Origin of the sequence: Brachybacterium rhamnosum (assembly GCF_039526185.1) — a bacterium.
Classification (GTDB): Bacteria; Actinomycetota; Actinomycetes; order Actinomycetales; family Dermabacteraceae; genus Brachybacterium; species Brachybacterium rhamnosum.
The window spans coordinates 1-20,838 of the sequence record NZ_BAAAIS010000005.1 but is presented as its reverse complement, the minus strand read 5'-3'; the positions used below and the strand labels follow the sequence as shown (position 1 = coordinate 20,838).

The 20,838-nt window shown below is 73.6% G+C and carries 17 protein-coding genes; 7 read left to right on the top strand and 10 right to left on the bottom strand.

What is annotated here, in order from left to right:
• Positions 1 to 17 precede the first annotated feature (17 nt).
• On the top strand, positions 18 to 1,352 hold the full coding sequence (gene selA / locus ABD080_RS15365; protein ID WP_343906223.1) for an L-seryl-tRNA(Sec) selenium transferase: 1,335 nt from the start codon (positions 18 to 20) through the stop codon (positions 1,350 to 1,352).
• Positions 1,352 to 3,190, top strand: a complete 1,839-nt coding sequence (gene selB / locus ABD080_RS15360) for a selenocysteine-specific translation elongation factor (RefSeq protein WP_343906221.1) — start codon at positions 1,352 to 1,354, stop codon at positions 3,188 to 3,190. The genes selA and selB overlap by 1 nt, the downstream gene beginning before the upstream one ends.
• Before the next feature lie 10 nt (positions 3,191 to 3,200).
• Here selB and ABD080_RS15355 read toward each other — a convergent pair whose 3' ends face one another.
• Entirely contained in the window at positions 3,201 to 3,695 is a 495-nt protein-coding gene (locus tag ABD080_RS15355) for a hypothetical protein (RefSeq protein WP_343906219.1), read from the bottom strand.
• Positions 3,696 to 3,817: 122 nt separating this feature from the next.
• Here ABD080_RS15355 and ABD080_RS15350 point away from each other — a divergent pair, with 122 nt between their 5' ends.
• Complete coding sequence (locus tag ABD080_RS15350) at positions 3,818 to 4,267, top strand: hypothetical protein (protein ID WP_343906217.1); 450 nt, start codon at positions 3,818 to 3,820, stop codon at positions 4,265 to 4,267.
• A complete protein-coding gene (locus ABD080_RS15345) occupies positions 4,264 to 4,719 on the top strand; it encodes a hypothetical protein (protein WP_343906215.1) in 456 nt (151 codons plus the stop codon). The genes ABD080_RS15350 and ABD080_RS15345 overlap by 4 nt, the downstream gene beginning before the upstream one ends.
• 45 nt (positions 4,720 to 4,764) lie before the next feature.
• Here the strand turns inward: ABD080_RS15345 and ABD080_RS15340 are convergent, their stop codons facing one another.
• From ABD080_RS15340 to ABD080_RS15330, 3 genes are all read right to left on the bottom strand, one after another.
• Positions 4,765 to 5,253: a PH domain-containing protein gene (locus ABD080_RS15340; RefSeq protein WP_343906213.1), complete on the bottom strand. Its 489-nt coding sequence runs from the start codon at positions 5,251 to 5,253 to the stop codon at positions 4,765 to 4,767.
• Between the two features lie 97 nt (positions 5,254 to 5,350).
• Positions 5,351 to 8,017, bottom strand: coding sequence for a valine--tRNA ligase (valS, locus tag ABD080_RS15335; protein WP_343906211.1), 2,667 nt, complete (start codon positions 8,015 to 8,017; stop codon positions 5,351 to 5,353).
• A gap of 83 nt (positions 8,018 to 8,100) precedes the next feature.
• Positions 8,101 to 9,348 (bottom strand): ABC transporter permease family protein, encoded by a 1,248-nt coding sequence (locus ABD080_RS15330; RefSeq protein WP_343906209.1) that lies wholly within the window; start codon positions 9,346 to 9,348, stop codon positions 8,101 to 8,103.
• 801 nt (positions 9,349 to 10,149) lie between these two features.
• On the opposite strand from ABD080_RS15330, the gene ABD080_RS15325 reads away from it, so the two are divergent.
• Positions 10,150 to 10,914, top strand: coding sequence for a metallophosphoesterase family protein (locus tag ABD080_RS15325; RefSeq protein ID WP_343906207.1), 765 nt, complete (start codon positions 10,150 to 10,152; stop codon positions 10,912 to 10,914).
• Between the two features lie 86 nt (positions 10,915 to 11,000).
• On the opposite strand, the gene ABD080_RS15320 is transcribed toward ABD080_RS15325, so the two are convergent.
• The 6 genes from ABD080_RS15320 to ABD080_RS15295 all read right to left on the bottom strand — a co-directional run bounded on the left by ABD080_RS15320 (position 11,001) and on the right by ABD080_RS15295 (position 16,965).
• Positions 11,001 to 11,594: a hypothetical protein gene (locus ABD080_RS15320; RefSeq protein ID WP_343906205.1), complete on the bottom strand. Its 594-nt coding sequence runs from the start codon at positions 11,592 to 11,594 to the stop codon at positions 11,001 to 11,003.
• Between the two features lie 70 nt (positions 11,595 to 11,664).
• A complete protein-coding gene (gene lplAB / locus ABD080_RS15315) occupies positions 11,665 to 12,750 on the bottom strand; it encodes a lipoate-protein ligase LplAB (protein ID WP_343906203.1) in 1,086 nt (361 codons plus the stop codon).
• A 65-nt stretch (positions 12,751 to 12,815) separates the two neighbouring features.
• Positions 12,816 to 14,171: a hypothetical protein gene (locus ABD080_RS15310; RefSeq protein WP_137771331.1), complete on the bottom strand. Its 1,356-nt coding sequence runs from the start codon at positions 14,169 to 14,171 to the stop codon at positions 12,816 to 12,818.
• A 61-nt stretch (positions 14,172 to 14,232) separates the two neighbouring features.
• Positions 14,233 to 15,309 (bottom strand): ABC transporter ATP-binding protein, encoded by a 1,077-nt coding sequence (locus tag ABD080_RS15305; protein WP_343906200.1) that lies wholly within the window; start codon positions 15,307 to 15,309, stop codon positions 14,233 to 14,235.
• Positions 15,310 to 15,311: 2 nt separating this feature from the next.
• On the bottom strand, positions 15,312 to 16,169 hold the full coding sequence (locus tag ABD080_RS15300; protein WP_343906198.1) for an ABC transporter permease: 858 nt from the start codon (positions 16,167 to 16,169) through the stop codon (positions 15,312 to 15,314).
• Entirely contained in the window at positions 16,162 to 16,965 is an 804-nt protein-coding gene (locus ABD080_RS15295) for an ABC transporter permease (RefSeq protein WP_370297010.1), read from the bottom strand. Before ABD080_RS15295 ends, ABD080_RS15300 begins: the two co-directional genes overlap by 8 nt.
• Before the next feature lie 125 nt (positions 16,966 to 17,090).
• Here ABD080_RS15295 and ABD080_RS15290 point away from each other — a divergent pair, with 125 nt between their 5' ends.
• Together ABD080_RS15290 and ABD080_RS15285 are read left to right on the top strand one after the other, a co-directional pair.
• Positions 17,091 to 18,371, top strand: coding sequence for a dicarboxylate/amino acid:cation symporter (locus ABD080_RS15290; RefSeq protein ID WP_343906195.1), 1,281 nt, complete (start codon positions 17,091 to 17,093; stop codon positions 18,369 to 18,371).
• 117 nt (positions 18,372 to 18,488) lie between these two features.
• Positions 18,489 to 20,690, top strand: a complete 2,202-nt coding sequence (locus ABD080_RS15285) for a molybdopterin oxidoreductase family protein (protein ID WP_343906193.1) — start codon at positions 18,489 to 18,491, stop codon at positions 20,688 to 20,690.
• The last annotated feature ends 148 nt before the right edge of the window (positions 20,691 to 20,838 follow it).

Sequence of the window (20,838 nt, the reverse complement as noted above, 5' to 3'; positions counted from 1 at the left end):
CCGTGCGAGGAGAGTCGATGACGCAGGGGAGCGCGCCGCAGGGCGCCGAGCACGAGGACCCTCGCCGTCGGATCCCGCGCACCGACGCGCTGCTCGCGCTGCCGGCCGTGGAGCGGGCCCGCGCGAGCCTCGGCGAGACCGTGATCCGCGGGATCGTGCGCGCCGCCCAGGACCGTGCCCGTGCCGGGGAGATCACCCCCGAGCAGGTGGAGGACGCGGTGCTCGGCGCGATCGGCGACCACCCCGCCGCCTCGATGCGGCCCGTCCTCAACGCGACCGGCGTCATCGTCCACACGAACCTCGGCCGGGCGCCGCTCTCGGCACCGGCCCGCGCCGCCCTGCAGGACGCCGCCGGGTACACGGACGTCGAGCTCGATCTCATGACCGGTGCACGCTCCCGCCGCGGCGCCGGAGCACGCGCGGCGCTGCTCGCCGCCTGCCCCGCCGCGGAGGACGCCCTCGTCGTCAACAACGGTGCCGCGGCGCTGCTGCTCGCGACGACCGCGCTCGCCGCCGGGCGAGAGGTGGTGTGGAGCCGCGGGGAGATCGTCGAGATCGGCGCCGGGTTCCGCCTCGCGGATCTCGTCTCCTCCGCGGGGGCGCGTGTGCGCGAGGTCGGCACCACCAACCGCACCCACGCCGCGGACTACACCGCCGCATGCGAGGACGGGCAGGTGGGAGCCCTGATGAAGGTCCACACGAGCAACTACCGCATCGAGGGCTTCACGAGCGAGGTCGGCGTCGCGGAGCTCGCCGGGATCGCCCACGAGCACGGCCTGCCGCTCATCGCGGACCTCGGCTCGGGGCTGCTGCGGCCCGAGTCCGTGCTGCCCGGGGAGCCCGACGCGACCGCCGCCCTCGAGTCCGGGGCCGACGTCGTCATCACGAGCGGCGACAAGCTCCTGGGCGGCCCGCAGGCCGGGATCCTGCTGGGCACCGCCGCGACCATCGCGCGCCTCGCCCGGCACCCCCTCGCCCGTGCCGTGCGGGCGGACAAGCTCGCTCTCGCCGCGCTCGAGGCGACGCTCACCGGCCCCGTGCCGCCCGTCCTCGCGGCGCTGCGCACGGACCCCGCCGCGCTGCGCCGGCGCACGGAGGCCCTCGCCGCGCGGATCGGCGGGGAGCTCGTCGCGCACGACGGTCGCGTGGGCGGCGGAGGCGGCGCCGAGGTGCCGCTCCCCGGCTGGGCGATCGCCCTTGAGCCCGAGCTCGCCCCCGCCCTGCGCACGGGAGAGCCGGCCGTGGTGGGCGTGCTCTCCCAGGGGAGGCTGCTGCTGGATCTCCGCTGCGTGCCCGAGGACCAGGAGGACGCGATCGTGGTCGCGGTGGACGCGGTGAGGGAGCCCCGCTGATGCAGGTCGTCGCGACCGCCGGGCACGTGGACCACGGCAAGTCCACGCTGGTGCGTGCGCTGACCGGCATCGAGCCGGACCGCTGGGACGAGGAGCGCCGTCGCGGGCTCACGATCGACCTCGGCTTCGCCTGGACGACCCTGCCCTCCGGCGCCGAGGTCGCCGTCGTCGACGTCCCCGGCCACGAGCGCTTCCTCGGCAACATGCTCGCGGGGATCGGTCCCGCCCCGATCGTCTGCTTCGTCGTCGCGGCGGATGCCGGCTGGCAGGCGCAGTCCTCCGACCACCGTGACGCGGTCGCCGCCCTCGGCATCGACCAGGGCCTGCTCGTCGTGACCCGCAGCGACCTCGCCCCGGACCGCGTCGAGGAGGTCACCGCGCAGGCCCGCGCCGAGCTCGCCGGGACGGGCCTGGCCCACGCGCCCGCCGTCGCCGTCTCCGCCCGCACCGGCGAGGGCCTGGACGCGCTGCGCGCCGCCCTCGACGACGTGCTCGCCGCCGCCCGCCGGCCGAAGCCGGAGGCGCCCGTGCGGCTGTGGGTCGACCGCGCCTTCACCATCACCGGCGCCGGGACCGTCGTCACCGGCACCCTCAGCGGGGGCACCCTGCGCACCGACGACACGCTCGAGCTCGCCGGGACGGGGGAGCCGCGGCGCGTCCAGGTGCGCGGGCTGCAGTCCCGCGGCGGTCAGGTCCCCGAGCTGGGCCCCGTGAGCCGCGCCGCCGTGAACCTCCGCGGCGTGGACGCGGACGACGTGACCCGGGGCGACGCCCTGCTCACCCCTGGGGCGTGGACGGCGACGGAGCTCCTGGACGTGCGGGCGACCGTCCCCGGCGCCTTCGCCGACGCGCCCGGGGAGCTCGTCGCCCACGTCGGCACGGCCGCCGTCCCGGTGCGCGTGCGACCGCTCGGCGAGGACCATGCGCGCCTCACCCTCGCCCGCCCGCTGCCGCTGCGGGTGGGCGACCGGATGGTGCTGCGCGGCACGGGGGAGCAGACCCTCCGCAGCGGCGCCCTCGTGCTCGACGTCGACCCGCCCGCCCTCACGCGCCGCGGGGACGCCGCCCGCCGGGCCGACGCGCTCGCCGCGTCCGGCGACGGCGGCGACCTCGCCGCGGAGGTCGCCCGACGCGGCGCGGTGGCGTCGGCCGTCCTCACCCGTCAGGGGGTGCAGGTGCCGGCCGTGCTGCCCGAGGGGGTGCAGCGGGTGGCCGACGGCCGTGGCGGCGAGCTGCTCGCCGCGGAAGCGGCGATGCAGGACTGGACCGCGCGGCTGCGCGATCTCGTCGAGACCGAGCACCGGGAGCACCCGCTCTCCGCCGGCCTGCCCCGGAAGGCCGCGCTCGACGCCCTGGCCCGGGAGCCCGCGCCCCGTGGTGGAGGCGCACCGCCGCTGCCGGCACCCGCGCTGCTCGAGCTCCTCGTGAGCCGTGCCGGCCTCGAGGAGCAGGACGGCCGGCTCCGCGATCCGGCACGGCAGGAGGGCCTCGGCGACGCCGAGGGAGCCGTCGCCGAGCTCGAGCGGCGACTGCGTGCGGAGCCCTTCCGGGCGCCCGAGGCCGACGACCTCGCCTCCCTGCACCTGGGCTCCGAGCAGCTCGCCGCCGCGGCGCGCCAGGGCCGCCTGCTGCGCCTGCCCGGCGAGGTGATCCTGCTGCCCACGGCGGCGGCCCTCGCCATGCGAGAGCTGTCCCGGCTCGAGCAGCCCTTCACGACCTCCCAGGCGCGGCAGGCTCTCGGCACCACGCGGCGGGTCGTCATCCCGCTGCTCGAGCATCTCGACGCGCGGGGCTGGACCCGTCGCCTCGACGCCGGGCACCGTCAGGTGGCCCGCTGAGCGGGAGTCCTCATCTCGGGGTGTGCTCTCCGCCCCGGGCGGCCAGCCACTGCTGGTGCGCGGTGACCAGCGCATGCTGCACCGCCGAGTGATCGGGGCCGCCGCTCAGCACGGACGGCACCGTCGCGGGCTCCCACAGCGCCCGGACGGGCACGGCCGTGCCGTCGTGCAGCAGCGCGAACGCCACGAGCCGGCGGTCCCCCGGGGTCGGAGGCGCGATCCGCTGCAGCTGCTCCCAGCGCACCGACTGCTCGGCGCCCACGAAGCCTGCCCACCGGAAGCCGGCCGCGTCGATCCGCAGCCGCGAGCGCCGGGCGCCCCACAGCACGAACGCCCCGCCGCCCAGGGCGAGCACGGCAGGGATCAGCAGGGCGAGGAAGCCCGCCTCGCCCAGCACGAGCGTGAGCACCACCGCGGTGATCGCCGTGCCCACCCCGATCAGCATCACCGCAGGGCCGACGACGACGTTCACGTGGGAGCCGGCGGAGCGGAAGGTCGAATCCATGGCCGCCAGCCTAGGGGTGAGCCCGCATGGGGAGTCCTCCCCATCGCCGTGCCGAGCAGGGCGGCCTAGTCTCGGGAGCACGTCAGGGACGGTGGGGCAGGACAGACAGGGTCGATGCCGCGATGAGCGGGTTCTACGGTGCGGACACGGAGCAGCTGCGCGAGCAGGCGGGGGCCTGCCTGCGCGGCTCGGGCACCCTCAGGGACCTCATCGGGACCACCTCCGCGATGGTCGGCGCGGTCGAGTGGACGGGGCCCGACGCGGACGCCTTCCGCGAGCGCTGGCAGTCCGAGGTGCGCGCCCAGCTCACCGCGCGGGCCGACGCCCTGCGCGCCCGGGCGGACGAGCTGACCGCCCGGGCCGAGGAGCAGGACGGCGCCTCCGACGGCGACGGCAGCGGCGGCGGGCCCTTCGGCAGCCCCCTGCCCTTCCCCTTCCCGTTCCCGTTCGAGCTGCCGGGGCCGTGCGGGGTCCCGGGGACGGGTACTCGTTCGGGGCCAAGCCGGGATCGGGTCTGTATGCGTCGCAGAGCGCCACGGTCGACGGACCGCTCGGAACCTCGGGCACCTTGACCCAGGACTACTTCGTGGGTGCCAACGCGGATGCCTCGCGGTACGCGCACCTGACGCGCAACGAGGATGGTCAGGCCAACGGGGTGACGTTCGGAGGCGGGGCGAACGCCTTCGCGGGCGCTCAGGTCACGCAGAAGTTCGAGCAGACGGGCCCGTTCGGCTGGTTCTCCGGGTCGACGTCGATCAGCGGGAAGGCGGGGGCGGGCGCCGGGGCCTCGGGAGGGACGACGATCTCCGCGGATGAGGTCTCGGTGAACGTCGGGGGCCAGCTCGCCGTCGAGCTCGGGCTCGGGGGCACGACCAGTCTCGCCGTTCATCCGAACGCCATCGTCAACACCTTCACCCCAGGGGATTACGACCTCGACGACGCGATCTCCGACGCCTCCGGGGCCTTCGACGGCGCTCGTGATGCCGTGGGCAGCACGGTGAGCGCGATCAACCCCTTCGACTGAGCCCGAGACGGGGCCCACGCTCAGCGCACCCGCGTCCTGGCGGCCTCAGCGCCTCTGGCCGTGATGCATCCACCATCCGCGGTGCGCGTCCGTGATCGCCTGAGCGGTACGGAGATATCCGGCATCGGCGCTGTTGCCGCCCTCGCCCCCGGACATGCTCACCGCGGTGACCGGGACGACGGCGCCGTCCCGCAGGTGCAGACGGACGCTGCGCGGACCGCGGCGAGCGGTCGGGACCTCGACCCCTTGGACCGCGGAGAAGGGAACAGTGCGGGGGGCGCTCGTGAGCGTGCGCCAGGTGACGGCGTCCCCGGTGAGCTCGACCCGGCTGCGCCGTCCCGCGAGATGCAGGAGCAGCCCGGCGACCAGGCCGACCGGCACGAACAGCAGCATCAGCAGCACCGCTGCGTCCCCGCTGGTCGCCCAGAGGACCAGGGGGAGAGGGACGAAGAGCAGCACCGCGATCAGGGCGACGAACGGGCCGATCCACATCATCATCGTCGCGGCGCCGGAGCGGAACGTCTGGGTCTGCATGAGGTCGAGTCTGTCAGAGCACACGGATCAGCACATGCCGACGGCGCCCCCTGTGGACAGGAGGCGCCGTCGGGACGCTCAGAGGTGCTGGCCCTGATCAGCCCTTGTTGCGGGGCTGCTTCACCGGCGGCTCGCCCAGCTCGGCGTCCTCGGTGCTGATCGCGTCGACCTCGCCGCCGGCGATCTCGAGCGCCTCGATGCGGCCCAGCGCCATGAGGTCGCAGCGGGCGGCCTCGAGGTGGCCGGCGGCGGCCTCCGGGGCGCGGAGGGTCACCGAGAGCACGGGCGTCTTCTGGGAGACCTTCGCGTCGGACTTCAGGCGGCGCACGACGATCGCGGCCTGGGCCACGGTGTCCAGCAGTGCGGCGTCCTGTCCCTGGGCGGCGGCGCGCAGCGGCTCGGCGACGGGCCAGGGCTGCGTGTGCACGCTGCCGCCGCGCCACCACGACCACACCTCCTCGGTCGCGAAGACGATCACGGGCGCGAACAGGCGCAGCTGCACCTCGAGCGCGATCGCGAGCGCCGCGCGCGCCGAGTCGGCACCGGCCTGGCCGGAGGGGGCGTTGCCGTGGGCACGCTCCTTGACCAGCTCGATGTAGTCGTCGCAGAACGCCCAGAAGAACGGCTCCACGAGCTCGAGCACCCGCGCGTAGTCCATGTCCTCGAAGGCGGTGGTGGACTGCTCGACGACCTCGGCGAGGTTCGCCAGCAGCGCCCGGTCCAGCGGATCGGTGACCGCGGCCGGGTCGGCCGCGAGGGCGCCCGAGGGATCCGCGGGGGCCTCGCCGAAGCCGAGCGCGAACTTCGAGGCGTTGAGGATCTTGATCGCGAGACGGCGACCGATCTTCATCTGGCCCTCGTCGAACGCGGTGTCCACGCCCTGACGGGCACGGCCGGCCCAGTAGCGCACGCCGTCGGAGCCGTGCTGCTCGAGCAGACCGATCGGGGTGACGACGTTGCCCTTGGACTTCGACATCTTCTTGCGGTCGGGATCGAGGATCCAGCCGTTGATCGAGGCGTGCTTCCACGGCAGGGCGTCCTGCTGCAGGTGCGAGCGCACGATCGTGGAGAACAGCCAGGTGCGGATGATGTCGTGGCCCTGGGGGCGCAGGTCCATCGGGTACACCTTGGAGAACAGCTCCGGATCGGAGTTCCAGCCGCCCGCGAGCTGCGGGGTGAGCGAGGAGGTCGCCCAGGTGTCGAGGATGTCGGGATCCGCGACGAAGCCGCCGGCCTGGCCGCGCTGCTCCTCGGTGAAGCCCTCGGGCACGTCGATCGTGGGGTCGATCGGGAGGCGGTCGACGGACGGGGTGAGCACCGTGTCGTAGTCGGTCTCGCCGTCCGCGCCCACGCCGTACCAGACGGGGAAGGGGACGCCGAAGAAGCGCTGCCGGGAGATCAGCCAGTCGCCGGCGAGGCCCTCGACCCAGTTGCGGTAGCGGGACTCCATGTGCGCCGGGTGCCAGGTCAGCTCGCGACCGCGGGCGATGAGCTCGTCGCGCAGGCCGCCCTCGGAGCCGTCGCGGCCGCCGTTGGTGAGGTACCACTGACGAGAGGTCACGTACTCGAGCGGCTTGTCGCCGTTCTCGTAGAACTTCACCGGGTGGGAGATCTTCTCGATCTCGCCGGTGAGGTCGCCGGACTCCGTCGCCATCTCCACCACGCGCTTCTGCGCGCTGAACACGGTGAGCCCCGCGAGCTCGGCGTAGTTCGCCTGCCCCTCGGGGGTGGTGATCCACGGGGCCTCGGGCAGGAAGCGGCCGTCGCGGCCGATCACCGAGCGGGTGGGCAGCTCGAGCTCCCGCCACCAGGTGACGTCGTTCGCGTCGCCGAAGGTGCAGATCATCGCGATGCCGGCGCCCTTGTCGGGCTGGGCGAGGGGATGGGCGAGCACGGGCACCTCGACGCCGAACAGCGGCGAGGTGACGGTCGTGCCGAACAGGCCCTGGTAGCGCTCGTCGTCGGGGTGGGCGACGAGGGCCACGCACGCGGGCAGCAGCTCGGGGCGGGTGGTCGCGATGACGACCTTCTCGCCGGAGCCGTCCGTGCGGGTGAAGCCGAGGCGGTGGTACGCGCCGTCGCGGTCGCGGTCCTCCTGCTCCGCCTGGGCGACGGCGGTGCGGTAGGTGACGTCCCACATGGTGGGGGCCTCGGACTGGTAGGCCTGGCCGGCAGCGAGGTTCTCGAGGAACGCGCGCTGGCTCGTGGCGCGGGAGTGGGCGTTGATGGTCTGGTAGCCGTGCTTCCAGTCCACCGAGAGGCCCAGGGTGCGGAAGACGTCCTCGAAGGACTTCTCGTCGATCTCGGTGAGGCGCTCGCACAGCTCGATGAAGTTGCGACGGGAGATCGGCAGCTGGTTCGCGGCCTTCGCGGACTTGTTGTCGCCGCCCTCCTGCGGGGGCGTGAAGTCCGGGTCGTAGGGCAGCGACGGGTCGCAGCGCACCCCGTAGTAGTTCTGCACGCGGCGCTCGGTGGGCAGGCCGTTGTCGTCCCAGCCCAGCGGGTAGAAGATGTTCTTCCCGCGCATGCGCTGGTAGCGCACGATCATGTCCGCCTGCGAGTAGCCGAACACGTGGCCCACGTGCAGGGAGCCCGAGGCCGTGGGCGGCGGGGTGTCGACGCTGAACACCTGGTCGCGGGTGGTCTCCGGATCGAACGCGTAGAGCTTCTGCTCGCTCCATACGCCGTCCCACTTCTCCTCGAGCCCCTCGAGGGAGGGCCGATCGGGGATGGCGGCGGGCTGGCGTGGTGCGGTATCGGTCATGGGGGCCATTGTTCCAGGCCCGCGCCCGCACGCAACGTCGATCCCGCTCCCTGGAGCGTCAGGTGCGCCACGCCCGGGCCGGGTCAGCGATCCCGGCGCCCGAGGCGGAAGAACCTGATGCTCATCATGAGATGCACCAGGGTCGCCACCGCGAAGACAGCGGTCGCCACCCGATCCTCGATCGTGGAGCCGTGTTCGTCGACGACGCTCCCGTCAGTGGCGAGGACGGCGATCCCGAGCGCGAGCATGACGGCGAAGACGCCGGTGACGACCAGGGCCAGCGCCCCGAACCCGATCGCCCATGAACGCGGGATCCTCTCCGACGAGTCGGCACCGTTGAGAAGTGCCCAGAGGTACCTCCAGAACCCAACGGGGGCGGGCGTCTCTCGGGCCGGCGCCGAAGGCGTCCGGTCCAGCGCAGCGATCGCCTCAGGAGGCACCCCGAGGACGTCCACGAGTGTCGTGAGCGGATCGCCGGGTACGTCGTCCGAACGGAACAGGGCGCGGAGCCGCGCCGAATCGACGGGGCGGTCCCGACTCAACCGCGCGAACTCCTCGGTGATCTCGTCCCGAACCTCCCACCCGCTCAGGGCAGGCTCGGTCCACGACGAGCTCCAGACCATCGAGGCGAGCATGCGAGATCGATGGAAGACCATGGCGCCGCTGGTTGCTCCCTCACCGCGCCACAGGAGGAGCACCCGCCGCCTGCGGTGTCCGAGGTTTCCTGCTTGGAGCGCCGTCCCGACGATGATCGCGAGCTCGTCGGATGTCTCGGCGTCGGTGGTGGGCTGCAGAAGGGACCAACCGTCGTCGAGGGCGGAGAGCTCCACGGGGACGAGAGTCGCCGTGGCCAAGGACCCCGCTGCACGCATCCGCTTCTCGGGGATCTGCGCCAGGACGACGGCCGTGCGGGGCTGCGGCGGGTCGATGTCCGGGAGACCGACCGCGGATCCCAGATCCTGTGCGAGGTCGTCGGGGTCGGGGCGAGCCGCGATCCGGGAGATGAGCACGTCCCGATGGTCGGGGCTCAGCTCCAACACATCGGTGAGTGCATCGACGATTGTCGGAGGCACGGTCAATTCGTCCGCGCGAGGAATCTCTGACGCCGGGACCCATCTCAGCGCGGTCGATCGTGAGTCTGTCCTGACGACCAGCGTGACCTCGACGTCCAGATCGAGGAGGATCGATGGGAGGTTCGAGGGAAGGGCGTCCTCGTCCTCCACGACTGCCGCCGTCCACCCGCGCTCTGAGCCCGGCGACACCGATGCGGTCGGATCCTCGGCGAGGAGCCGGAGCACATCAGCTTGCGGAAGGCGGATGAGAGCGAGCACCAACGGATACTAGGCGAACACGCCCATCAGAGCGCCGAAGGGGCCCGGCCCACGGGGGCTCGGGCTGGAGGAGACGGAGGGAGAGACGGGAATGCGTACGGAGATGACGCGGCGCGAACGCGAAGCGGCCGCGCAGACGGACTCAGACCTGAAGCTGGTCGCCCGCGAGATCGCGCCGTTCATGCGGTCCCGGGGCTGCGCGAAGGCGGGGCCCGTCACCTGGCGCCGTGATCGCCCGGAGCTCCAGAGCCGGCTCTCCCTCAGAGCAGGCACTCCTGCGCAGGGCCCTTTCGCCAAGATCAGCGGCACAGTCCACGTCGAGCTCGTCGCCTCGCCCCCGGGGCCACGGTTCCGGGAGAGCATCATCCGCACGCATCCCGAGATCATGAGCCGCGACGACGCGTACCTGATCCGTGACGCCGACGATCGAACCGCCCTCCTCGAGGATCTGACGACCCAGCTCGTCCCCTGGCTCCTCCACCTCGATTCCTTCGACGCGTTGTGGAGAGCGCTTCTCCACGGCGAGCCGCCTGCTGCCGGGGGAGGGCGCAGCGAGGGCGGGAAGAGACGTTCCTGGGCCTTCCGCGCGCTCGAGATCGCTTGCTTCGACTTGGACGATCCGAGGTACGTCGACGAGGCCATCGAGTACTGCAACACGGAAGGATTCGTGTTCGACCTCGACCGGTTCGACGGGCCCATGGCAACGATCGGTGCACGGGTCGCCACCCGTCGGCGACACCGGTCCCCACACCTCGAGGTGACGCCCTGCCCACGTCTGTCGCCCCGCCGTACCGTGGGCGCATGGCCCTCACCCGCATCGCCCTGGTCTCCGACGTGCACGGCAACCTCACCGCCTACGAGGTGGTCCTCGCTGACATCGCCTCCCGCGGCATCACCCGGGTGATCAACCTCGGCGACGTCGTGGGGAAGGGCCCGCGCGGCGCGGCCTGCACGGACCTCACCCGGGAGCGCTGCGAGGCGACGGTGCGCGGGAACTGGGAGGTGTTCGTCGCGAGCCCCGAGGCGCCGGAGGGGGAGGGGCCCGCGTGGTGGCACGGCGAGCTCGGCGCGGAGCGGCGCGACTGGCTGCTGGGCCTCCCGGGCAGCCTCGATCTGCGGCTCTCGGGCCGGATCGTGCGGCTCGTGCACGCCTCGCCGATCGACGAGTTCACCCGGGTGCACCGCGACCCGGACCCGGAGACCTTCGCGATGATGTTCGAGCCGACGCCGTTCACCGGGGACGGCCCGTCGGCGGACGTGCTCGTCTACGGCGACATCCACGACGCCTTCCTCGAGGTGCAGGGGGAGCGGACGCTCGTCAACGTCGGCAGCGTCGGCAACCCGCTCGACGGCCCCGTCCCCTCGTACGTGATCCTCGAGGGGGACGACGGGGCCGACGGGGCCGCACCGTTCGGCGTGCAGTTCGTGCGCGTCCCCTACGACGTGGAGGCCGAGATCGCCGTCGCCCACGAGCGGGTCATGCCCGCCGCGGAGGCCTGGGAGATCGAGCTGCGCACGGGGATCTACCGCGGGCGGCACGCGGCGCTCGGTCTCACGGCCGCCTGATCCTCGCGAGCCCGCTCGTCCTGCGCTGTCGGCGGCGACCCCTCCGGGGTCTCACCGGTCGGGTGCCCACGGGACGCCGGCGGAGCTCAGTCGCCGACGACGTGCAGCGCCTCCGCCCCGTCGCCCGGGGTGGGGAAGCTCGGGCTCAGCGGCACGGCGGCGGCCGGCACGGTGGTGCCGTCGTGGTCGAGCACGCGGAGCGTCGGACCCCAGGACAGCGCGCCGGTAGCCATCACGACCGCTTCGCCGTCGGGTCCCATGAACAGCGCGAACGTCGCGGGGAGGTCCTCGTCGAGCGGCTCGGGTGCGGTCCGGGCGAGAGCGGCGGCGTCGGCGTGGCGGAGCCAGAACGACGAGTCGCAGGGCCAGCACGTGACCCCGGCAGGGGTGGACAAGCTCTGCGGGTTGAGGAGGACATCGGCGCCGCCCCGTACGCAGTTCCGCGCGTCCTCCGCGGTGAGGCCCGCCTCCCGCAGGGCGCACAGCGCCCCGTCGAGATGGCGGAGGTAGAGGTGCGCGCCGTTCTCGGCGAGGTCGCCCGGTGCCAGGTCCCCGTAGGCATCGCCGGGTGAGGCGTGCGTCGAGGCAGGGACGGTCAGACCCGCGAAGGAGTCGGGCGAGAGACCGCGGCTCAGCTCGTAGGTGCGGGACCCGCGCGGGAGGAACCGCCGAGTGCTCACGTGCACCTCTCCTGTCGGTCGAGCACACCCCGAGCGGGGTGCGTGGTGGCCCGGTGCGGCTCCCCGCACCTCAGGGGATGCGCGCGGTCCACTGCTCGGTCCCGAACTTGGTGCGCACCAGCTCGCGGGCCGTCTCGAGCTCCGCCTCGGTGTACGCGGAGTCCGTGGTCGCGTAGCGGGAGCGGAAGACGTCCAGGAAGCCGGCGATGATCTCGTCGCGCGGCAGGCCCGTCTGCGAACGGATCGGGTCCACGCGCTTGTTCGCGCTCTTCGTGCCCTTGTCGGAGAGCTTCTCCCGACCGATCCGCAGCACCTCGCCCATCTTCTGCGCGTCGATGTCGTAGCTCATGGTCACGTGGTGCAGCAGCACCCCGCCCGCGAAGCGGCGCTGGGCGGCGCCGCCGATCTTTCCCTGCTCCGAGGCGATGTCGTTGAGCGGGACGTAGCGGGCCTGCACGCCGATCTCCGCGAGCGCCGCCATGACCCAGTCGTCGAGGTAGGCGTAGGCCTGCTCGAAGCTGAGGCCCTCGACGAGCGAGGTGGGGACCACGAGCGAGTAGGTGATGCAGTTGCCCTGCTCCATGAACATCGCGCCGCCGCCGGTGATGCGCCGCACCACGTCGATGCCGTGGCGGGCGGCGCCCTCCGCGTCGATCTCGTTGCGCAGCGACTGGTAGGAGCCGATCACCACGCACGGCTCGTCCCAGTCCCAGAACCGGAACAGGGGCGCCCGGCGGCCCGCGGCGACCTCGTGAGGGAGCACCTCGTCGAGGGCGACGTGCAACGCGGGCGGCAGCACCTGCGGGCCGATGACGTCGAAGGTGAGGTCGTCCCAGGAGCTCGCCTGGCCCAGGGCCCGGCGGGCCGCGATCGCGACCGCCTCCGCGTCGAAGCCGATCATCTGCACGCCGCCGGGCAGCGCCTCGAGGCGGGTGGTGATCGCGGCGGTCGCCGCGGGGGAGGAGACGTCCGAGGGCAGGCCCACGAGCGCCGCGCCGATCTCCTCGAGCGCATGGTCCGGCTCGAGGAAGAAGTCGCCGAACACGTGCGCGGAGGCGATCCTGCCCTCGTCGATGGTGAGGTCCACCGAGACGAGCTTCCCGCCGCGGACCTTGTACTCCCCGTGCCGCACCGCGGCCCCTGCGCTCTCCGTCATGGCACCATCCTGGCGCACCGGGGCGGCAGGTGGCGGCGTGAGATCGCCGACGGCCGCGCGGACCCTCAGCCGCGCAGGTCCCGCAGGGGGATCGTCAGCGAGCGCAGCGCCCGGTGCACCTCCCACACGAAGTCGGAGGTGGACTGGCCCTTCCCGGGCGCGACCGCATAGGACTCGGGGGCCAGCTCCGCGGTCGCCTCGCGGGTCACGCGCGGCACGAGGGAGGTCCACGGCGCGGCGCCGCCCACCGAGATCCGGTACAGCACCTCCGGGTCGCCGTCGGCCTCGACGAGCCGCAGGGCGAGGGTCGTCGAGGTGAGCGCCGGCTGGCGGCGCGCAGGTGCCAGGGCGAAGCCGCGCTCGGCGAGCAGGGTCGGATGGAACAGGGCCCACAGCAGCAGGCGGGCACCCTCCGCCTCGGGGGAGACGGCCGTGCCGATCAGCTCCGGGGGGTCCGGGAGCAGGGACGGATCGGCCCGCCAGGCGGCGGCGTCGCGGGCGAGCGCGTCGAGCCGCTCGTCGGCCTGCGCGGTCTCCGCAGGGTCCTCGAGGGAGCCGATGCCGAGCGGGATCGGGGTCTGCGTGCCGCGCCGGGCGTGCACGAGGGTGCCGCGATCCGCCTCGCCCAGCTCGAGCCCGGCACGGGCGCGGGCCACGCCGGCCTGCAGGTGCGCGCCCACCTGACCGCGACGGGTGGAGAAGCGCGGCGAGGTGTTCAGCAGCTCGCGGCTCGCGCGGCGCAGCAGCTCGAGGTGGCCGTGGAGCTCCTCCGCGACCCGCGGGGAGGTGAGCAGGGCGCGGGCGTCGAGCGGGTACTGGACCACGGGCGAGCCGGCGTTCTCCCCGATCTCGCCGATCGTCTCCCAGAGGTCCTTGTGGCCGGGATCGGCCTTCGCGAGCTTCTTCCCGATGCGGCTCCAGGTGGAGACCACGATCGCGGGCACCGCGGGGGTGGTCGCCTCGAGCTGGGCGGTGGCCTCCGCGGCGGTGCGGCGCTGGGCGTCAGCGTCGTGGCTGCGCACGATGCTGACGATCGCGTCCTGCGGGTCCGGGCCCAGCGCGGCGGCGATGCGCACGAGGCGCGCGGTGCTCAGCGGCGACTGCACGCGCACGGCGACGCCGAGGCGGGCCGCGTCCTCCGCGGCGCCGTCCTCGGGCAGGAGGTCCGCGACCAGGTCGGGGGAGGAGCGGCGGGGGCGGGGGTCCGCGACGATCGCGCCGGTCTCCCGCTCGCTGCGCGCGATCGTGCGCAGGAACGCCTCCCGGCTGCGCGGCGCCATGAGCACGAACTCGAGCATGTGGCTCAGCATGAGCTCCACATGGGCGGTGTGGTCGCGGTGGGAGGCGAGGTCCGGGGAGGAGACGGCCTTGTCCACGGCATAGGTCGTCATCTGGCCGACGGTCGCATAGGAGCGGGCCATGGTCCTCCTTCAGGGGGCGCGGGCGGGGAGTCGTCCATCATCCCACCACCCGGGGTGTCCCCTATGCCCGGTCCGGCCCCTGGTCGGGCTCGTCCCCTGGCCCCGCCCCGCGGGCGGGTTCCTTCCCCCGCGCGTACACCTGCCGCACGAGGTCCTCGATCGCGGGCTCGGTGAGGGCGAGGTCCCGGATGCTCGCCTGCGCACCGATCGCCTCGAGCAGCGCGGGCACGGTCAGCGCCGTGCCCGAGAAGCGGATGCGGTGGCGGATCCCCTCGGCCTCGACGGCGTCGGTCGCGGCCCCGGCGGGCAGGGCCAGGGTCTCCCTCGGCTCGGCGAGGTCCACGATCAGCTCGCGCGGGGAGTCGAGGTGCTCGCGGAACGCGGTGATCGTGCCGTCGAAGGCGACGCTGCCGTGGTTGACGACCGCGATCCGCTCGCACAGCCGCTCCACGTCGCCCATGTCGTGGGTCGTGAGGAAGAGCGTGGTGCCGCGCTCGGCGCGGTCCTCCTGCAAGAAGCGGCGCAGTCCCTCCTTGGAGACCATGTCCAGCCCGATCGTCGGCTCGTCGAGCACGACGAGGGCGGGGGAGTGCAGCAGCGCGGCGGCGACCTCGCCGCGCATCCGCTGGCCCAGCGACAGCTGGCGCACGGGCCGGTCCAGGAACTCCTCGAGGCCCAGGCCCTCCACGAGCCGCTCGAGCCGCCGCTCCCGCGCCGAGTCGGTCAGGCGGTGCATCGCGGCGAGGATCCGGTAGGACTCGCGCAGCGGCAGGTCCCACCACAGCTGCGAGCGCTGGCCGAAGACGACGCCGATCTCCCGCGCCAGGTGCCGCCGCTCGGGGACCGGCTCGCGGCCCAGCACGCTCACGCTCCCGGAGGTGGGGCGCAGGATGCCGGTCATCATCTTGATCGTCGTCGACTTGCCCGCGCCGTTCGCGCCGACGAAGCCGACGGCCTCCCCGCGCCGCACGGTGAGGGTGAGGTCGTCCACGGCGCGCACGGTGCGCCGCTCACGGCGCAGGGAGCCGGGGCGACGGGAGCGCACGGCGAAGTCGCGGCGCAGGGCGTCCAGGACGACCGCCGGGGCGTCGCCGGCCGCGGCGGGGGAGTCGGTGGTCGAGGTGGGGGACGTGGTCATGGTCAGCCTCCGGCTCCGGTGTAGCGGCGCACCCCGGCGCGCCAGAGCAGCGACGCGAGGGTCCAGGTGAGGATCCCCGCCGGCACCCCGAGCCATCCCGACCATGCCGGGATGAGGGCGGGGCCCGGCAGGTCCAGCAGGGTCAGGGTGGGGGCGTAGGCGATGAGGGTCGCGGGGACGACGAAGGTGAAGAAGGCCCGCAGCGGCAGCGGGAACACGGCGCCCGGGTTCGTCGCGACGTAGTTGCCGCCGTAGGTGAAGGCGTTCGCGAACTCACGGCCGTCGACCAGCCAGAACTGCATCGCCCCCGCCGTCGTCAGCAGCGCCGCGAACACGGCCGCGCCGGCGAGCGGCGCGGTGAGGGCGAGCAGCAGGGTCAGCGGCGTGGGCGAGAACCCGGCGACCACGAGCGCGATCACGTAGGTGGACAGCCCCACCAGGATCCGGCCCAGGCGCCGCAGGGAGAGGTCCATGCTCGAGATCTGCAGCAGGACGGGCAGCGGCCGGATCAGCAGCGTCTCGAGCTTCCCCGAGCGCACCATGGTGGAGAGCCCGTCGATCTCCCCGAAGAAGAGGTCCGCGAGGCCGAAGGCGAGGGCGCCGAGACCGTACACGACCGCCACCTGGGTGAGGGTCATCCCGCCGAGCACCCCGACCTGCGAGAGGATCACCCACAGCTCGAGGAACTCGGTGCCCACCACGAGCATCTGGCCGAGGACGTCCGCGACGAAGCTCGTGCGGAACGAGGCCTGCGAGCGGATCCGGGACGCGTAGAGCAGGCCCATGACGCGGGGCAGGGAGAGCGGCCGCTCCGCGCGTGCGGCGGAGGCGGCGGGAGTGCTGCGGGCGTGATCAGCCACCCTGCACCTCCAGGGAGCGCACGCCGATGCGCAGCATGAGCACGGCGGCGACCGTGAGCACGAGCGCCCAGGCCGTCTGCTCGCCCAGCAGCGCGAGCGCCTCGATCGGCGGGATCCGGCCGGAGAGCGCGTCGATCGGGGTCTGCACCATCGAGGGGAACGGGGTCGCGCGGGCGATCGCGGCGAGCCAGTCCGGGAACCAGGCGATCGGGATGAGGAAGCCGGAGAGCAGGTTCATCACCGCCATGTAGACGACGCTCAGCCCGCGTGTCTCGACGAGCCAGAAGGAGGCGAGGTTGATCATCGCGTCCCCGAGGAAGGCGACGGTGATCGCGAGCAGCAGGCAGGCGGCGCCCACGAGGTAGGAGAGCGGGTCGCTCGGCAGGGCGAGCCCCGTGAGCACGGCGCCGACGAGCATCGGCGGGATGCCGCGGGCCAGCAGCAGGAACCCGGCGCGGCCCAGCTTCTGCGCGTAGAACATGCCGAGCAGGTGGGTGGGGCGCAGGAGGTCCACGGCCACGTCGCCCTGGTGCACACGCTGGGAGATCTCGCGGGTGCCGAAGGCCTCGATGGGGGCGAGCAGGGCCTGCCCGAGCCACACATAGGTCGCGGCCTGGAGGGCGTCGTAGCCGCGCAGCTCCCCGCCCGCGGCGTGGATCGCGGCGAGCAGGATCGAGGCGCGGATCAGCCCGAAGACCGAGTTGGTGAACACTCCCGCGGCCGTCGCCATGCGGTAGGTGGAGTACTGCCGGAAGGAGGCGCGGGCGACACTCCAGTAGGCAGACACTCGCGGCATAGTACGCAAGCGTGGCGCCGATCACAAGGGGTGTCGCCGTCGGATCCGCGGATTCTCCTGCGGCGCGCTCCCGCCCCCGCCTACCCTGACCCGGTCCCCACCCCCGCACGGAACCGGATCCCCGCATGACCTCCTCCGTCCCCGCGCCCGCACCCCTCGGCGCGCCCGACGCCCCCGGCGACCCCGCCGGCCCTGCCCGCCGCAGCCGGTTCGGCCTGCTCCCGCGCATCCTGCTCGCGATCGTCCTGGGCGTGCTCCTGGGCCTCGTGATGCCCGAGGCGATCGCCCGCGTCTTCACGACCTTCAACGGGATCTTCTCGAGCTTCCTGGGCTTCCTCATCCCGCTGATCATCGTGGGGCTCGTGACCCCGGCGATCGCGGAGCTCGGCCGCGGCGCCGGGAAGATGCTCGCCGCGACCACGGGCATCGCCTACCTCTCCACGATCCTCGCGGGCGGCTTCGCCCTCACCGTCGCGCTGCTCGTGCTGCCGCGCATGCTCGACGGGGTCAGCGTCGGCTCCCTCGACAACCCCGAGGACTCCGCGATCGCCCCGTACTTCGAGATCGGGATCCCCCCGGTCCTCGACGTCATGACCGCGCTCGTGCTGAGCTTCTGCCTCGGCATCGGGCTGACGGTCGTGCGGCCCGGCGCGCTGCAGGAGTCCTTCGTGCAGCTGCGGGACATCGTCGTGAAGACCATCGAGGCGGCGCTCATCCCGCTGCTGCCGATCTACATCTTCGGCATGTTCCTGGGGCTGACCATGAACGGCCAGATCTGGATCGTCATCGGCACCTTCCTCGCGGTCATCGTGCTCGTGTTCACGATGACGATCCTCGTGCTGCTCGCGCAGTACGGCGTCGCGGGCCTCGCGACCGGCCAGAACCCGCTGCGCATGCTCGCCCGGATGGCGCCCGCCTACGCGACCGCGCTCGGCACGAGCTCCTCCGCGGCGACGATCCCCGTCACCCTCGAGTGCACGAAGCGCAACGGCGTGCCCGCGGCGATCGCGGACTTCGTCGTGCCGCTGTGCGCGACGATCCACCTCGCCGGCTCCACCCTGAAGATCACCACCTTCTCGGTGGCGATCATGATCATCACCGGCATGGACCTGAACCTGCCGGTGCTCATCGGGTTCGTGTTCATGCTGGGCGTCGTCATGATCGCGGCGCCGGGCGTGCCCGGAGGGGCGATCATGGCGGCCGCCGGGATCCTCTCCTCGATGCTGGGCTTCGGGGAGGCCGCGGTGGGTCTCATGATCGCGAGCTACATCGCGATCGACTCCTTCGGCACCGCGACGAACGTGACCGGCGACGGCGCGATCGCCGCGGTCATGGGGCGCCTGTCCCGGGGCCGCGTCTCGGGAGACCTCTCGGCCGACGAGACTCCGCACGTCCAGGGCGTCTGAGCGCGGCGGCGGCCCGGACGGCGAGATCGCCGGGCCTCCGTGACCGGATCGTGACCCGGCGTCCCGGGCGGTGACCCGGGGCCGACGCCACCCCGCCCCGCCGCGCACGCTCGTCCCATGCCGAGCACTCCGAGCGCCTCCGCGGGCACCGCCCCGTCGGGGACGGCGACGCACTGCCCCTACTGCGCGCTCCAGTGCGCGCAGACGCTCACCCCCGTCGCCGGGGGCGGAGCCGACGGCGCCCCCGTGCTCACCGTCGAGGGCCGGGACTTCCCCACGAACCAGGGCGGACTGTGCCGCAAGGGATGGACCTCCGCGGAGGTCCTCACCGCCCCCGACCGGCTCACCGCCCCGCAGCTGCGCGGCGCGGACGGCGAGCTGCGCGAGGTGAGCTGGGACGCGGCCCTCGACCACGTCGCGACCCACCTGCGCGAGCAGCGGGAGCGCCGCGGGTCGGACGCCGTCGCCGTGTTCGGCGGCGGCGGGCTCACCAACGAGAAGGCCTACGCGCTGGGCAAGTTCACGCGGGTCGTCCTCGGCTCACGGCTCATCGACTACAACGGTCGCTTCTGCATGTCCGCCGCGGCGACCGCCTCCAACCGCTCCCTGGGCCTGGACCGCGGGCTGCCCTTCCCGCTCCCGGACCTCGCCGGAGCGGACTGCGTGCTGCTGCTCGGATCGAACCTCGCCGCGACCATGCCGCCCTTCGTCCAGCACCTCGAGGGCGTGCGCTCCCGCGGCGGCCTCGTCGTCACGGACCCGCGCGGATCGGCGACCGCGGCGCTGACCGCGGAGGGCGCCGGCGTGCACCTCGCCCCGGTGCCCGGCACGGACCTCGTGGTGCTGCTGGCCCTCCTCCACGTGGTGCTCGCGGAGGACCTCGTGGACCACGAGTACCTCGCCGCGCGCACCACGGGCCTCGAGGCGCTGCGGGCGAGCGCCGCCGCCTGGTGGCCCGAGCGCGCGGAGGCGGTGTGCGGCGTCCCCGCTCGGCGGCTGCGGCAGGTCGCGCGGATGCTCGCCGACGCATCCCCGTCCCGCGGCGGCCGCGGCGCCTACGTGCTCACGGGCCGCGGGGTCGAGCAGTCCACCCAGGGCACCGCGACCGTCACCGCCGCGATCGACCTCGCCCTGCTGCTGGGCCTCGTGGGCCGTCGCGGCTCCGGCTACGGGCCGCTCACCGGCCAGGGCAACGGGCAGGGCGGCCGCGAGCACGGGCTCAAGGCGGATCAGCTGCCCGGCTACCGGAAGATCACCGACCCGGAGGACCGTGCGCACGTCGCCGCCGTCTGGGGCGTGGACCCGGAGTCCCTGCCCGGCCCGGGCGTCCCCGCCGTCGAGCTGCTCGGCATGCTCGGCAGGCCGGTCGGCCCCTCCGCGCTGATCGTGTGCGGGGCGAACCCCGTCGTCTCCGCGCCGGACGTCTCCCGGGTGCGGGAACGGCTCGCCGCGCTCGACCTGCTCGTCGTCATGGACACCGTCCCGTCCGAGACGGCGCTGCTGGCCGACGTCCTCCTCCCCGTCACCCAGTGGGCGGAGGAGGAGGGCACGATGACGAACCTCGAGGGCCGCGTGATCCGCCGCCGCCGGGCGCGGGAGGCCCCGGGCGGGGCGCGCAGCGAGCTGTGGATCCTCCGCGAGCTCGCCGCGCGGCTCGGCGTGCCGACCGGCTTCCCGGCCGAGGCCTCCGCCGTGTTCGACGAGCTCGCCCGGGCCTCCGCGGGCGGCCGCGCCGACTACTCCGGCCTGAGCCATGAGCGGCTGGACCGCGAGGGGTCGATGCACTGGCCCGTCCCCGGCCCGGACCATCCGGGGACGCCGCACGCGCTGCTCGACGGCTTCCCGACGGCCGACGGCCGTGCTCGCCTGCTCCCGGTGACCCACGAGGACCCGGCCGATCCGCTCCGGGCCGATGCCCCGCTGCACCTGGTCACGGGGCGCCTGCTCGAGCAGTACCAGTCCGGGGCGCAGACCCGCCGGGTGCCCTCCCTGCTCGCCGCGCGGCCCGCGGCCTTCGCCCAGATGCACCCCCTGCTCGCGGACCTCCTCGGCATCGAGGACGGCGAGGAGGTGCTGCTGCGCACCCGCAGCGGCGAGCTGCGGGTGCCGGCGGAGGTCACCGAGGAGATCCGGCCGGACACCGTCTTCATGCCCTTCCACTACCCCGGGGAGGGGAGCGCGAACCTGCTCACGGGCAGCGCGACCGATCCGCTCTCCGGCATGCCCGGCTTCAAGGTGACGGCGCTCGAGGTGCTCCCCGCGCCCCGGCCCGTCCCCGTCCCCGATGTGGTCACCGTCCAGCAGAGGAGCATCGTATGAGGATCGTCGTGATCGGCCACGGCATGGTCGGATCCCGGGTCGCCGCGGATCTCGCGGCGGCGGACCCGGGTGCGCGCCTGACGGTGCTCGGCCAGGAGGACCACGACCCCTACAACCGGGTCCAGCTCTCCTCGGTGGTCGCCGGGAA

Bases quoted from the DNA above. Each gene is read 5' to 3' on its own strand.
- selA (WP_343906223.1), top strand. From the start codon at position 18: ATGACGCAGGGGAGCGCGCCGCAGGGCGCCGAGCACGAGGACCCTCGC.
- selB (WP_343906221.1), top strand. From the start codon at position 1,352: ATGCAGGTCGTCGCGACCGCCGGGCACGTGGACCACGGCAAGTCCACG.
- ABD080_RS15355 (WP_343906219.1), bottom strand. From the start codon at position 3,695: ATGGATTCGACCTTCCGCTCCGCCGGCTCCCACGTGAACGTCGTCGTC.
- ABD080_RS15350 (WP_343906217.1), top strand. From the start codon at position 3,818: ATGAGCGGGTTCTACGGTGCGGACACGGAGCAGCTGCGCGAGCAGGCG.
- ABD080_RS15340 (WP_343906213.1), bottom strand. From the start codon at position 5,253: ATGCAGACCCAGACGTTCCGCTCCGGCGCCGCGACGATGATGATGTGG.
- valS (WP_343906211.1), bottom strand. From the start codon at position 8,017: ATGACCGATACCGCACCACGCCAGCCCGCCGCCATCCCCGATCGGCCC.
- ABD080_RS15325 (WP_343906207.1), top strand. From the start codon at position 10,150: ATGGCCCTCACCCGCATCGCCCTGGTCTCCGACGTGCACGGCAACCTC.
- lplAB (WP_343906203.1), bottom strand. From the start codon at position 12,750: ATGACGGAGAGCGCAGGGGCCGCGGTGCGGCACGGGGAGTACAAGGTC.
- ABD080_RS15310 (WP_137771331.1), bottom strand. From the start codon at position 14,171: ATGGCCCGCTCCTATGCGACCGTCGGCCAGATGACGACCTATGCCGTG.
- ABD080_RS15305 (WP_343906200.1), bottom strand. From the start codon at position 15,309: ATGACCACGTCCCCCACCTCGACCACCGACTCCCCCGCCGCGGCCGGC.
- ABD080_RS15295 (WP_370297010.1), bottom strand. From the start codon at position 16,965: ATGCCGCGAGTGTCTGCCTACTGGAGTGTCGCCCGCGCCTCCTTCCGG.
- ABD080_RS15290 (WP_343906195.1), top strand. From the start codon at position 17,091: ATGACCTCCTCCGTCCCCGCGCCCGCACCCCTCGGCGCGCCCGACGCC.
- ABD080_RS15285 (WP_343906193.1), top strand. From the start codon at position 18,489: ATGCCGAGCACTCCGAGCGCCTCCGCGGGCACCGCCCCGTCGGGGACG.